The organism is Pullulanibacillus sp. KACC 23026 (assembly GCF_029094525.1).
Classification (GTDB): Bacteria; Bacillota; Bacilli; order Bacillales; family Sporolactobacillaceae; genus KACC-23026.
Window position 1 is genome coordinate 3653277 of record NZ_CP119107.1, and the last position, 13690, is coordinate 3666966.

Consider the following 13690-nt stretch of genomic DNA (forward strand, 5'->3'; position numbering starts at 1 on the left):
TAAAATGACCCATTCCAATACAGCGAACAGCCTTATTAGAACGATTGCGCCATTTCGCGCTGACCAAGTTGGAAGTTTGCTTCGTCCGCAGGCTATTAAAGAAGCACGCTTAAAGAAGGCATCAGGCGAGATCTCTCTTCAAGACCTTCGTGAGATTGAAAATCGTGAAATTAAACGCGTTATTGAAAAACAAAAAGAGATTGGTTTAAAAGCGGTGACAGACGGTGAATTTCGCCGTGCCTATTGGCATTTTGATTTTCTTGAAAATTTAGTCGGCTGTGAGGGTTATGAGCCGGATGAAGGCCTCAAATTTCACGGAACCGAAAGCAAGCCTCACGGAGTTAAGATTACCGGCAAGCTTGATTTTGGCAACCATCCGATGCTTGATGATTTCCGCTTTGTTCAGGATCATGCAGGTGAGCATACAGCCAAAATGACGATTCCAAGCCCTAATATGCTTCACGCACGAGCTAAAATAGAATATGAGCCTTACCAAGATACTGCCCTCTTATTAAACGACTTGGCCATTGCCTATCAAAAAGGTATACAAGCCTTTTATGAGGCAGGCTGCCGCTATCTCCAATTAGATGACACTTCCTGGGCGATTTTCTTCTCAGAGAGTGGACTTGAGAAAATCCGTTCAATGGGACAAGAACCAGCTGAGCTCCGTGCTCTCTACGCAAAAGCAATCAATGACGCAATCGCTAAGAAGCCGGATGACATGGTTATAACCATGCACATCTGCCGCGGGAATTTCCAATCGACCTTTATGAGCTCAGGCGGTTACGAAGGGGCAAGTGAAACAATTTTTAGTGAGCTTAATGTTGACGGCTTATTCCTTGAATTTGATGATGAGCGCTCAGGTGGTTTTGAACCACTTCGCTTTGTCAATCGCCCAAGTCTTCAGGTTGTTCTCGGCCTGATTACGTCTAAGTTCGGTGAGTTAGAGAACCCTGACGACATTAAGCGTCGTATTGAAGCCGCCTCTAAATATGTGGGTCTTGACCAGCTCTGTCTCAGCCCTCAATGCGGTTTTGCCTCAACAGAAGAAGGAAACCGTCTAACCGAAGAGCAACAGTGGGCTAAGCTAAGCCACGTTATCAACATTGCTCAAGACGTTTGGAAATAATCAAAAGTCTCTAGCAAAAAAGACTGAACCTTAATGGCTCAGTCTTTTTTTACTCGTATTAAACTTAATAGGGCCTTCAGCTACCCGATTACGATTACACAGGTATCCAGTTATTTTTAAGTGCCATAACAGCCGCACTTGTGCGATCTTTTACTTGCAGTTTTGTTAAAATACTGCTCACATGATTTTTTACCGTCTTATCCGTTATGTATAGACGTGATGCAATCTCATGATTACTGCAACCCTGAGAGATCAGCTCTAATACATCCCACTCTCTTAAAGTAAGGACGTCCACCGGTTTATCGGTTTCGCAGCCGATCAAGCCTACATAACTGTTAAGGAGAATCTCACCAATGGTTGGACTGATATAAATGCCATCGTTCTTCAGAATGACTTCTAAAGCGTATAATAATTCTTCTTTGTCCATTCCATTATAGAAATAGCCACTTAATTTCTTCTTAAACGCTTCTCTTAATAACTCATTCTGTCGATTGGCTGCCCAAACAACGGCTTTGACATTAAAGTTTTTACACATATTTAATATCTCAAGGATATCGACATGTGTCTGCAAATCAACGATAACTAGACTAGCATGAATAATTCGCTCAGACAGTATCACATGCCTCTGACTGGAACTGTGCGTCACAACAGTATAACCAGCATCTTCAAGAGTCCCGACAATACCATCCGTTAATATACTTTCTTCTTTCACCAATACAATATGCTTTTTCATCTTCATCACCCGAATATAAGAATTTGGCAACCCGGCTACCATAACTTCTGTTTTAGGCCCGTGGTTTTGCGTCCTTGTCTTTCGATCAAGTTTGCTATTTACAAATTATTCGTGACAATTTAACTTTAACTTATTCGTTAACTTAATTCAAGCAAACTCTTACAATTGTAATAAAATAACTCGTTTTTGTAAACTTTTGATCTTATCAAATTCCTATATAACATTGGTCGAAAAAGCAACCATCCAGCAGGAAACCTCTTAAAAGTTAAAACTCTTTACTTTATACCCTAATATTACTAAGACAAAACCTTCTTTTTCTATAAAAGTAGGTTTTTTTCTATAAATTTAATGATAGCTATTAGTAGGCATGACTCGCAACTATTTTGGCTCGATTTTGTTGCCATTTTGAAATCTTATTGTAACTCTTCTACCCCTATGTTGAGAAAACGAGAAACGAATACTATTAATAGACAATAGAGACAGAAGGAGTACTCAATGATTACAGCACACATAAAACCAATAATTGATGAAGACTTAAAAGAAAATCCATTATTCCATACACTTGAAATCCACATGCAGCGTCTAGGCTTTCTGGTTCCTTTTCGCGAGCAGTTAAATTGGACAAAACCCATCGATTCGATTGAATTAGGTGAGGAAAAAGACCTAAAAGGGTTAAAAAAATTAGCGGCAAAAAATGACGGCTCACTCCCTTTTATTCTTAAATTCACGAAAAAAACAACCTTTCAGCAGCTCATCTTACATCCTAATATCAACGGCTTGTATCTTCCATTTCGCTTTGACGAACCTTTTATGATCCAAGCCAATCATCAAACCTTATGGATTGGCTCCTTGATCAGGCTTGCCGATGAGTTAAAGTGGTTGGAGATCTCTATAAATAAAGACAGTTCTCCAGAAGTCAAAGACTATTGGCTGCGATTTCGAGAAACATGTGAAGCCGCGAAGGAAGCGTTTAGCCCTTTCATTTTATCCAATCAAACGAGTTCGCCAAGCCCTGACAAGACGACCTGATCATTCGTCCCTATCGAAGTTCTTAAGGGGCTTCCAACTGTCAAATTAGAGGATGGAATTCTAACCATAAGTCGTTCCGATAATGTGAGAGAAAATCTATAATTAACAGACAAAAGCTTGGGATTTTTCCCAAGCTTTTGTCTTTAATAGGAGACGCTAAAGCGGAGTTGATAAACGAGTGGAAAAATTTCCCCTTAATTAGGAAATTGCACTAAAATAGCTTAAAAGTGGGGAGTGAGTCTGCGATTTTCGGCTGCCCTTTTGTAATTTTTGGACCAACCTTCTCGGATTTCGCGCTCCTGCATGAGGCCGGGGTGGGAGCTTCTCGGATTTTTGGTAGACCTTTTAGGATTTTTGACAAACCTTCTTGGATTTTTTTGCGACCTTCTCGGATATATGGGCAACCTTCTCGGATTTTGCGCTCCTGCATGAGGCCGGGGTGGGAGCTTCTCAGATTTTTGGTAGACCTTTTAGGATTTTTGACAAACCTTCTTGGATTTTTTTGCGACCTTCTCGGATAAATGGGCAACCTTCTCGGATTTCGCGCTCCTGCATGAGGCCGGGGTGGGAGCTTCTCAGATTTTTGGTAGACCTTTTAGGATTTTTGACAAACCTTCTTGGATTTTTTTTCGACCTTCTGGGATAAATGGGCGACCTTCTCGGATTTTGCGCTCCTGCATGAGGCCGGGGTGGGAGCTTCTCAGATTTTTGGTAGACCTTTTAGGATTTTTGACAAACCTTCTTGGATTTTTTTTCGACCTTCTAGGATATATGGGCAACCTTCTCGGATTTTGCGCTCCTGCATGAGGCCGGGGTGGGAGCTTCTCAGATTTTTGGTAAACCTTTTAGGATTTTTGACAAACCTTCTTGGATTTTTTTGCGACCTTCTCGGATAAATGGGCAACCTTCTCGGATTTCACGCTCCTGCTTGAGTCGGGGTGGGAGCTTCTCGGATTTTTGGTAGACCTTTTAGGATTTTTGACAAACCTTCTTGGATTTTTTTGCGACCTTCTGGGATAAATGGGCAACCTTCTCGGATTTCACGCTCCTGCTTGAGTCGGGGTGGGAGCTTCTCAGATTTTTTTGCGACCTTCTGGGATAAATGGGCGAGCTTCCTCGAGACAAGCCAGCACGGAGTCGGTCAAAGAGGTAAAATCACGTGGTTGATTCAAGCTGTAGGCTGGCAAATTTCCGAACCTCTAATAAGAACTTTTTACTGAAGCTTCAGGTAAAGCACGTTACTTAATTTCCATTTATTTCTTATCCATTATGGATATTACCTTTGGAAGTAACGGCTATGATTTAGTAACAGGTATTGGCAGCCTGCAAGCTAAAACCCTTGTTTCAACTCTCGCAACGAAATAAGCCAACAACCAAAAGCGCGCCCCATATAGAGCGCGCTCTTTTAACAATTTAAATGTTTAACTATTAGTCTGTACATTTCCCTGACCTTTGGCACCCTTTTTACTAGGGGTATGGGTTTCGAACAAGAAGCTGACCTTTCCGTTTTCGAGCTGCAAACACGCATCAAAAGTTTTAGATTTGCTCTTAAACCCTTTAATTTTCCCAGTTTTGCCATTGGTAAGAAGCAGCTCAATCTGCTTAGGTGTTAATCGTTTACCTAAGATCGTTTTCGGAAGGGTAAAAGGACAATTGGTTTTCTTAAAATTGGCACAGCCGTAGAGCTTGCCTTTATCGACCAGATCACCGCCGCAGAGCGTGCAATGCCCCACCTTCTTACCCAATGTAAACTTAGATCGTTCCCGTTGAATCGTCTCTGTTTTCAGACCCGAAAAATCCCAATCCGAGACTTGACCTTGTGTTTCTTGTACAAGTTTTGTCACCAGTTTCTTCGTTTGCTCCATAAAATAGGCAGCAGAGGCCGTCCCTTCCCCTACTTGGGCAAGGCGTTCTTCCCATTTTGCCGTTAGCTCAGGTGAAGCAAGCAGCGCATCGCCGACTGCTTCAATCAATACCTTTCCTTTATCGGTGGCATAAACTTGATTCTTCTTAACCTCTATATACTGACGATCCTTAAGCATCGTAATAATACCAGCCCGCGTTGCCTCTGTTCCTAAGCCCTCCACTTTATTCAGCACTTTTTCTAACTCTTCGTTCTCCAAAAATTTCCCCGCTGTCTTCATTAGAGTAATGAGCTGTCCTTCTGTATACCGCTTTGGTGCCTGCGTCTTTCCTTCCTTGACGCGAACCTCCACCACCTTCCCCTTTTCTCCTTCATGAACAACTGGAAGAATCGTGTCGTTATCGTGCTCCTCTTGAAAGATAACTCGGCGCCAGCCCTCTTGAATAAGTTGTTTTCCCTTTGAACGAAACTGCGCTCTTCCATCAACAAGAGTGGTTAAAGTTGTGTAATCAAAAATGGCGGGATCGTGATGAGCCGTCTCACGACTAGGTCATAGAGCTTCCGTTCATCAGCAGGCAATCGCTCAGGGTCCGTCACTTGCTCGGTCGGAATAATCGCATAGTGATCACTGACTTTGCTTTCATTCACAAATCTTTTATTTTGATGCAAAGAGGTATGGACGAGCGGAAAGAACGCCTTGTAAGCTTCAAACTGACTGAGCTTCTTCAAAATCTCAGGAAATTGATCCGCCTCTCCTTTTGTTACATAATTCGAATCCGATCGAGGATAGGAGAGAAATCCTTTTTGATATAGGGATTGAGCGAGATCCAAAGTCTTTTTGGGAGAGAATTGAAAAAGTTTATTAGCAGTTGCCTGCAACGAGGAAAGATTAAAAAGAAGCGGTGGAGGATATACCTTTCGCTCTGTTTTGAGATTCATAATTTCGGAGGGTTTCCCTTTACAAAAATCAGCTATCTTACGGGCTAATTCAGGATCATTAAGACGCGTTTCGTCGTCCTTCAGCCAAGTTCCCTCATACTCTCTTCCATCAAAATTAAAACGGGCGATAACCTCCCAAAAAGGTTCAGGCTTAAAGGCTTCAATTTCCTTCTCTCTTTTTACAATAAGGGCGAGTGTTGGGGTTTGAACCCGTCCTACTGAGAAGACATCATTGATCCCCTTCTTCTTTAACAAGAGTGTATAAAGCCTTGAAGCATTCATGCCAACCAGCCAATCCGAGCAAGCTCTAGTATAAGCTTCATAATACAAGTTGATTTTTTCAGAGGCATCGCGGATTTCTTTAAATCCCTCATAGATCGCTTTTTTAGTCAAAGATGAGATCCACAAACGCTTCATCGGCTTTCTGGAACCGCAGAGATTGACAATATTACGAATGATTAACTCCCCTTCTCGCCCTGCGTCTCCAGCATGGATGATCTCGGTGACGTCTTCACGCTTTATGAGGCTCTTGACAAGATTGAACTGCTTGGCCTTAGACCTTGTGACTTCATAATGAAAGTGATCAGGAATCATGGGAAGGGTCTTAAGGGACCAGCGTTTCCATTCCCCCTGATAAAATTCGGGGCTAGACAATTCCGTGAGATGCCCCACTGCCCAGGTACAGTAGGCGCCACCTGGGAAAAGCTCATTCGGAGAAATATCTAAGTAACCACTCTGCTTTCGGAACTTAAAAGGCGCCGCAAGCGACAGCCCTTGATCCGGCTTTTCAGCTATGATTAAGACACGGCCCATTCTTTCAAATCCTCTCAAACAAATTAATCCAGTCATAAATGGCTTTAATCCAAGTGTAGACGAACGTGCGTTCCGGGTCAATCGCGAATTGCTTTTTTTTACGATTTTTATAACCAATGTCCTAATAGAAAAAGCTGACTCCAAAGAGAAATTTCCCCTTCAGAATCAGCCTCATTTCTTATACGCATTTACGTTCTATAAGTGGAACCTTGTCGAGGAACACTCTCGTTGCATGTCATCTCTCATTATGCGGCTATTTGGTTTTCCTTTACCTTTTTTGTAAAAGAACTGACGACAAAGGTTACCACGAGATTAAGAATCATCGCCACAATGCCGCTGTTGAGATCTTGGATTGGCTGCGGCATGAATGGCAAGAGAGTCCCTGTCGTTTGGTTGGTTACTGTCACATAAGCCACGACTAACTCACCTACTAGAATACCAGCAAAAGCCCCTGCTTTGGAGATCGGATTTCTTTTCATAAAACTGAAGACAATGGCTGGGAAGAATTGGGTCACCATGCTGTAACCCATTAATAAAAGGGCAACAATGGTCTGTCCGCCATTGAATGTAAAGTACAAGGCGATTAAAGAGACAACCGGAACCAGATACTTGGCAACCGACGCAACTTGTGACTCGCTTGCAGAAGGTTTGAATACTTTGAACAAGTTTTTGGAAATCATTGTTGAAGCGGTCATTAACAACATAGAGCCCGGCACTAGCGCACACAACAGACCGGCGGCGCCTATGAAACCAACAAACCAGTGAGGAAAAGTTTGTACGGAAAGAACGAGAAGCGCATTATCCCCATCTGAACCTTCCAATGCCGGTTTGACGGTCAATATGGCAGCAAAGCCAGCAAAGAAAACAAACAAAAGAATCAATTGATATAAAGGAAAAATGACGGCATTGCGGCGGAAAACTTTTTCATTTTTAGCCGTATAGACAGCACCAAATGAATGCGGCCACGTGTAGAAACCAAGGGCAGTGAGAATAACGGTTGAAATAAACCAATAGACACTCATCCCTTTATTAGGTAAGGCTAAAAAGCCTGGTTTGGCTTGGTCGATCGAATGAAACATATTGCTGAAACTTCCATAGTAATGAAGCGGAAAATAAATTCCTAGAATCACAACGATAACTAATACTAAAGCATCTTTCATCACGGATGTCCAAGCTGTCCCATGAACCCCTGAAATCGTGACATAAATCGTGATCGCAATGACCCCGATCCAAATTGCAGCAGTTGAAGAGATCGAGCCGTATGAAGCAATGCTCACAATGCTTCCGAGCCCCTTCAATTGTAAGACGAGGTAAGGAATCATCGCAACGATCCCAATAATTGAGACAAGGATTCCAAGAGCTGGGCTATCATATTTTTTTATAAAAAAGTCCGATTGAGATAATAGCTTATGTTTGTTAGAAAAACGCCAGATAGCCGGTAATAACCAATAAGAAATAACGTAAGCCAAGGCACCGTACCAAAGAATGTATAACGTCGGTCCCCCTTTTCCATAGGCCCAGCCGCTTCCGCCAAGAAAGGTGAAAGTGGTATAGATTTCCCCTGCGCTTAATAAGAAGACAAACAAGGTTCCAAAGCTGCGACCGCCTGTTGTCCACTGTTCAAGATCCATCTGCTTGCCTCTGCGTGCTTGAATGCCAAGGTATAAGGCAATTAACAAGAAGAATAGAATGATTAATAAGGCACTGTTCATTCTGAATCACCACCTTGATTGACGGGATCTGTCTTATACACAATCCACATGATAACAGTCGTTAAGACAACCCATAGAACGGTCCAAAACATAATGAATGGCATGCCAAGGACATAAGGCTCTGTTCGATTCACAAAAAACATTCCGATAATTAGTGCAAGAAACGGTAAAGCGGGTAAAATCAATTTCATGTCTGGTCCCCCTTTTTAAATAATGAGTATAAGATGACGTCCAAATCATCGGCTTGCGAGTATTAACTCGACGAAAGAACACCTCCTAACGCCAACCAAATCGCAATAATAAACTATATTCAGATTTTTCTATTTAATTAATCCCGTTAATCAAAAAACATCCACTTTACAAACAACTTTTTTCTCGCTGCAATCCGAGTCCCCGATCGACCTACATCCCTTTTTCAGGCTTAGGTTATGATGAAGTTCATGACACTTTCACGATTTCTGTTAAGTGTAACGATCTAACTCGATTGACTGTTACCGTGATCCCTTGAGCAATCGGGTCACTCAGCATTTAATTTGAAAACGGCTTGAACAAAGGCTTTGACGCCGATTGGAAGTGACTCCTCATCAATGGTAAAGCGCGGATGATGGTGGGGGTAAACAATCCCTTTTTCCTCATTCCCTGCCCCTACCATAAAGAAGGATCCTGGTGCTTTTTGTTGAAATCCCGAAAAATCCTCCCCGCCCATTGTAGGGACTCCGTCTTTAATTGCCTCTTCGCCAAACGTCTCTACGAATGCCTCACGGAGTTTCGTTGTGACTTCTTTATCATTGATCACAGGGCGATATCCTTTTTGATAACTAAATTCATAAGAGGCTCCATGCGCTTCCGTTACCCCTTTAACAATTCGTTCCATTAAAGCAGGCACTTCTTCTCTTAATTCTGGCTTGAAAGAACGCACGGTCCCATTGAGATAAACGGACCCCGGAATAACATTATGAGCAGTCCCCGCAATAAATTGAGTCACAGATAGAACAAGCGGATCCAGTGGATCAATATTCCTCGAGACAATATGTTGGAGATTGGTCACAACCTGTGCCCCTATAGCGATGCTGTCAATCGTGAAATGAGGCTGTGCCGCATGTCCCCCTTTTCCTTTTATCGTAATATGAAACTCGTCTGGGGAAGCCATCATGGGTCCTGAAACAACTTCAATTTTCCCAATTTCTATTGGCGCCCATAAATGAAGACCGATTACTTGATCCACACCGTCCATCACACCCGCTTGGACCATTTCTTCCGCTCCGCCCGGTGACAGTTCTTCGGCATGCTGAAAAATAAAATGAATGTCACCCGGAACCTCTTCTTTTAACTGCGATAAAATTTTCGCTGTCCCGAGCAAAATGCTGGTATGACCGTCATGACCACACGCATGCATGACCCCATCATTTTTTGAAACAAAATCGAACTGATTTTCTTCTTTAATCGGCAGGGCATCCATATCCGCCCGAATTGCTAAAGTGCGCCCTTTACGACTGCCTTTTAACTTTGCTACAACACTCGTTTTGGTCGGTCTTGACAACTCCAAACCGCCGAACGATTCAAGCGTGTCATAAATAAATTGGGAAGTTTGTTCCTCTTGAAAGGATAATTCAGGATGCTGATGCAAATATCTCCTCCACTTCACTATATCCTCTTTGACGCTCTCAACAAGTTCATTTACCTTATCCAAACTATTAATCAGATCTGACATAAAAATGGCCCCTCTCTTCTCTTACCTGCTAGTTTCTGTTCGTTTTTTTCTTCTGAATGGATTCCTTCTAAGCTTAGCTTCTTTCGGCGATCTTAAGGATGGCGTTGTACAATGCCTCAGCAGCAAGTCCACAATCCTCAAGGGAAGTGTACTCATCAGGGTGGTGACTAATGCCGTTCTTTGATCGAACAAAAATCATCCCAACTGGACATAAATCCTTGAACTGCATCCCATCATGACCTGCCCCGCTTATAAGCTCGATAGGCTCAAGCCCCATTTCGTTGAACACTTGCATCATGAATTGCTGGATGCTTTCATCGCATTTAACAGGCGCAATTCTTTGCAGGACATCCACTTGGCAGTGAACCCCTCGTTCTTTACAAATCTGCTCTGCCTGATTCAAAATACGTTTTTCAACTTCATCCCTTATTGTTTCATCGACATCTCGCAAATCGAGCGTGAATTCCACTTCTCCTGGAATGATGTTGACACCGCCCGGCTTTAGGCTCAATTGGCCGACCGTTCCAACTGTCCGCGGTTTTTGGGCAGCCTCTTCTTCTATAGCTTGGATGATGGCGGAAGCAGCCGTCAAAGCATCTCTTCGTAAATTCATTGGGGTGCTCCCTGCATGTCCGGCCTCTCCTGTGATCGTAAACTTCAGCCACAGTGGTCCAGCAATTCCGCTTACAATCCCAATTGGCAGATTCTTTGACTCAAGAATTTTACCTTGTTCAATATGTACCTCTAGATAGGCTTTGACGCTCCCCTGAGAACGCGCGGCCTCATGGAATCGATCAGGACTAAGCCCATACGCTTTCATGGCCTGCTCAACGCTGACCCCATCCTGATCAACATAGTGTAAATCCGATTTTTCAAGCGTGCCAGCAAGCCCTCGACTGCCAATCATCCCGAAACGAAACCGTGCCCCTTCTTCATCTGTAAAAGCAATCACTTCTACTGGAGACTTTAATTTTATTTGCTTTTCTCCCAAGGTCTGCAAGGCTTCCACCGCAGCAAGAACACCTAATGGGCCATCAAAGTCCCCGCCATGCGGAACCGAATCCAAATGCGAACCTACCAGTAAAACAGGGGAATCAGGATTCATTCCCTCGAGTCGGCCAATTAAATTTCCTACCGCATCTTCGCGGACAGAAAGCCCTGCTTCACGCATGAAAGCCGCAACCCTGTCCTTGGCCTCTCGTTCTTCTTTTGTAAACGATAAGCGTGTAACGCCACCGCTTCCGTCCGAGTGATGGCCAATAGAGCTCAGGCTCATCAAACGGTTCCAGAGTCGTTCTTGTTGTACATTCATAGATTCTATAAAACCCTCCTTCGTAATATTTCAACAATATTAAAATTTTGTGTTAGTATAACATTAATCTTTATTGTGTTGCTAGAGTTAATTTTTTGAAAATGCTTCCATTTACAAGACAGTTAAACCATGATAAACGGTTTCAGTCTATTGTTTAGAGCGCGCACGCCTTCGCTTTAGCTCAAGTAATACGAAAATTAATAGGACAACAAGAGGACACGCCATAAGCATTCTTATCATCGATTTCCCAATAACGCTAAACTCTATTAAAAAGGTAACCGCCTCCAAATAGAAGGGGTCACCTTAATTCATGATCATTAGGTCTTTTCCTCAATTTCACTTAAATAAGTTCCATACCACTTGTCCACCCCATAGTATAATCATGTAACATCACAAGGGGGTGTTTACAGATGGGTAACGGATTTGCTTTAATCGTTGTGCTGTTTATCCTTCTTATTATTGTCGGTACCGCATATGTTTACTAAGAAGTAACTAATAAATAAAGGACTGAGCCTCTGCTCAGTCCTTTTAATTCCTTAGAATAGGGACAACCCCTATTCACCAACCATAAGCTTACTTAAATGGAATCGATTTTAAATGTGGTCATGCAGGTGATCATTTCTCCAGGCTTTAAACTGTTCATACCCGTTTCTTCCTCAGGTAATGAAAGATTAGGGGCATTCGTTACCCAAGTATAAGGTTCAATGGCAACAAAGTCGGATTCGCCATCTGACGTAAAGACCACCCATTGAGTGAACGGGCCGTCCGCTGTGTACTTAATCTCAAGTCCGTTATCAGGAATAGACAAGGTTGCTGTTTTATTGTTCGTCATTTTATAAATATTGTCTAACACTTTTCCAAATAAACGAGCCCCTTTCTTTAGCTCATCCGCAAAAAGATCCTTGATGAATCGTTCGGTTGGCATATGGCGGTCATTCAGCTCCCACTGATCACCAAGCTCGATTTGAAGAGTTGATGATTGAATCGGAAAATGGAAGGTTGTATGGTAACCAAGACCGACAGGCATAGCTAAATCGCCTCTATTTTTGATCACCAAAGATTGCGTGACTTCGTTTTCCGATAATTGAATCGTCATTTGCATAATAAACTCATGCGGAAATTGCTTCATGATAGAAGGATGATCCTCTGATCTTAATTCAAGGACTAGACAGTTATGAGCTGGATCAATATTTTTGACTTGCCAAGGCTTATCATTAACAAATCCGTGAATATGGCAATCTTCTTTAGCACGGTTCATTTCAAGGTGATAAGTCCGTCCATCAAATTCAAATTGAGCGTGATCAATTCGGTTAGGCGGAAACAAAACAGGCGTGCCATAAAGCGTTTTTCTGGCATCCCTTTCTTCTTTCGATGACGGCGTCCGCAAAATTTCAACATTCTTTCCTTTATGATAAATGGATATAAGATTAGCGCCCTCAGAAGGCATAACGATAACAGATAACCAATCATTTTCAATTTTATAGGCCTGTTCTTCCAAAAATGTCATCTTTTTAATACTCATCCAAAAAACTCCTTTAATAATCAGTAGGGACAAACCCTTTCGAGAAGTTAGTCTTTCATTAGTGGGGGACAGACCTCTTCAAGCAGTCATTCTTTCAGTTGAGGTCTGTCCCCCAAAAAAAGAGGATCTAATTCTTTGTGTGAATTAGTATCCCTTTTTAGTCGTTATTTAGTTAAACCCCGCGCTTATTGCCCCAAATGAGAGTATGGACCTGTGGCAGCACCCTTACGTCCTTAAGCTCGGTGCTTTGAATCGCTTTTTCAATCAGCCATTCATATTTGCCTAGAAGGTGATGGATTAACCCCTCTTTATCTCCGGTCTCAATATCGTCATTGCCGACCTGTAAGAAGAAAGCAACATCTGGGTAACGCTCACGTACCTTTACCGCATATTCAAAATCAGCCTCATCAAAAATAACAATTTTTAAACTGACCTGCTGTGTGGCCTTTGGCGATTGACGAAGCGAACCCAAAATATCATCAAGTACGTTAAAATTAGTTTTCATTCCCGAGCTTGGCGGCTTAGGGGATATCGTTAAATCATTAATTTTGTGCATCCACGGCTGCCATTTGGAGCCCTGTGTCTCAAGAGCAACGGCTATGCCCTTTTCCTGAAGCAGATCAATTAAAGCATCTAAAGAAGCAAGAAGCGCTGGGTTCCCGCCTGAAATCGTGACATGATCAAAGCGCTCTCCGCCTAGGGACACGAGCTCTTCCCAGATCGACTCTGGGGTCATTTGCACAATATCGGCCTTTGCACTGCCATCCCATGTAAATGGAGAGTCACACCAACTGCAGCGATAGTCACAGCCTGCCGTTCGGACAAACATCGTTTTACGGCCAACAACCATGCCTTCTCCTTGTATGGTCGGTCCAAAAATCTCTAATACAGGGATGGTTGTTTTTTTCTTTGATTCATTCATCACC

The 13690-nt window shown here is 42.7% G+C and carries 10 protein-coding genes, 1 pseudogene and 1 riboswitch; of the genes and pseudogenes, 3 read left to right on the forward strand and 8 right to left on the reverse strand.

Features of this window, described 5'->3' with window-relative positions; all coding sequences use genetic code 11:
- The first annotated feature begins 4 nt into the window (after nucleotides 1–4).
- Nucleotides 5–1129, forward strand: coding sequence for a 5-methyltetrahydropteroyltriglutamate--homocysteine S-methyltransferase (locus PU629_RS16930; protein ID WP_275281225.1), 1125 nt, complete (start codon nucleotides 5–7; stop codon nucleotides 1127–1129).
- Between the two features lie 94 nt (nucleotides 1130–1223).
- Here the strand turns inward: PU629_RS16930 and PU629_RS16935 are convergent, their stop codons facing one another.
- Nucleotides 1224–1862, reverse strand: coding sequence for a response regulator transcription factor (locus PU629_RS16935; RefSeq protein WP_275281226.1), 639 nt, complete (start codon nucleotides 1860–1862; stop codon nucleotides 1224–1226).
- Nucleotides 1863–1884: 22 nt separating this feature from the next.
- A riboswitch (cyclic di-GMP riboswitch) is annotated at nucleotides 1885–1968 on the reverse strand.
- Nucleotides 1969–2357: 389 nt separating this feature from the next.
- Here PU629_RS16935 and PU629_RS16940 point away from each other — a divergent pair.
- Nucleotides 2358–2891 carry a hypothetical protein gene (locus PU629_RS16940; protein ID WP_275281227.1) on the forward strand — a complete coding sequence of 178 codons (534 nt, stop codon included), beginning with the start codon at nucleotides 2358–2360 and terminating at the stop codon, nucleotides 2889–2891.
- A gap of 1421 nt (nucleotides 2892–4312) precedes the next feature.
- Here PU629_RS16940 and PU629_RS16945 read toward each other — a convergent pair.
- From PU629_RS16945 to PU629_RS16965, 5 genes and pseudogenes are all read right to left on the reverse strand, one after another.
- Nucleotides 4313–6507: pseudogene (locus PU629_RS16945) on the reverse strand (DNA topoisomerase III).
- Between the two features lie 245 nt (nucleotides 6508–6752).
- Complete coding sequence (locus tag PU629_RS16950) at nucleotides 6753–8219, reverse strand: sodium:solute symporter family protein (RefSeq protein ID WP_275281228.1); 1467 nt, start codon at nucleotides 8217–8219, stop codon at nucleotides 6753–6755.
- Complete coding sequence (locus PU629_RS16955; protein WP_275281229.1) at nucleotides 8216–8410, reverse strand: DUF3311 domain-containing protein; 195 nt, start codon at nucleotides 8408–8410, stop codon at nucleotides 8216–8218. The genes PU629_RS16950 and PU629_RS16955 overlap by 4 nt, the downstream gene beginning before the upstream one ends.
- Before the next feature lie 326 nt (nucleotides 8411–8736).
- Nucleotides 8737–9930 carry a M20 family metallopeptidase gene (locus PU629_RS16960; RefSeq protein WP_275281230.1) on the reverse strand — a complete coding sequence of 398 codons (1194 nt, stop codon included), beginning with the start codon at nucleotides 9928–9930 and terminating at the stop codon, nucleotides 8737–8739.
- A gap of 73 nt (nucleotides 9931–10003) precedes the next feature.
- A complete protein-coding gene (locus PU629_RS16965) occupies nucleotides 10004–11242 on the reverse strand; it encodes an allantoate amidohydrolase (RefSeq protein ID WP_275281231.1) in 1239 nt (412 codons plus the stop codon).
- 410 nt (nucleotides 11243–11652) lie between these two features.
- Between PU629_RS16965 and PU629_RS16970 the strand changes: the two genes are divergently transcribed.
- Entirely contained in the window at nucleotides 11653–11727 is a 75-nt protein-coding gene (locus PU629_RS16970; RefSeq protein WP_275284474.1) for a YjcZ family sporulation protein, read from the forward strand.
- A 92-nt stretch (nucleotides 11728–11819) separates the two neighbouring features.
- Here the strand turns inward: PU629_RS16970 and PU629_RS16975 are convergent, their stop codons facing one another.
- Together PU629_RS16975 and queE are read right to left on the reverse strand one after the other, a co-directional pair.
- Entirely contained in the window at nucleotides 11820–12764 is a 945-nt protein-coding gene (locus tag PU629_RS16975) for an aldose 1-epimerase (protein WP_275281232.1), read from the reverse strand.
- A 172-nt stretch (nucleotides 12765–12936) separates the two neighbouring features.
- A complete protein-coding gene (gene queE, locus PU629_RS16980) occupies nucleotides 12937–13686 on the reverse strand; it encodes a 7-carboxy-7-deazaguanine synthase QueE (protein ID WP_275284475.1) in 750 nt (249 codons plus the stop codon).
- Nucleotides 13687–13690 lie beyond the last annotated feature (4 nt).

Bases quoted from the DNA above. Each gene is read 5' to 3' on its own strand.
- PU629_RS16930 (WP_275281225.1), top strand. From the start codon at position 5: ATGACCCATTCCAATACAGCGAACAGCCTTATTAGAACGATTGCGCCA.
- PU629_RS16935 (WP_275281226.1), bottom strand. From the start codon at position 1,862: ATGAAAAAGCATATTGTATTGGTGAAAGAAGAAAGTATATTAACGGAT.
- PU629_RS16940 (WP_275281227.1), top strand. From the start codon at position 2,358: ATGATTACAGCACACATAAAACCAATAATTGATGAAGACTTAAAAGAA.
- PU629_RS16950 (WP_275281228.1), bottom strand. From the start codon at position 8,219: ATGAACAGTGCCTTATTAATCATTCTATTCTTCTTGTTAATTGCCTTA.
- PU629_RS16955 (WP_275281229.1), bottom strand. From the start codon at position 8,410: ATGAAATTGATTTTACCCGCTTTACCGTTTCTTGCACTAATTATCGGA.
- PU629_RS16960 (WP_275281230.1), bottom strand. From the start codon at position 9,930: ATGTCAGATCTGATTAATAGTTTGGATAAGGTAAATGAACTTGTTGAG.
- PU629_RS16965 (WP_275281231.1), bottom strand. From the start codon at position 11,242: ATGAATGTACAACAAGAACGACTCTGGAACCGTTTGATGAGCCTGAGC.
- PU629_RS16975 (WP_275281232.1), bottom strand. From the start codon at position 12,764: ATGAGTATTAAAAAGATGACATTTTTGGAAGAACAGGCCTATAAAATT.
- queE (WP_275284475.1), bottom strand. From the start codon at position 13,686: ATGAATGAATCAAAGAAAAAAACAACCATCCCTGTATTAGAGATTTTT.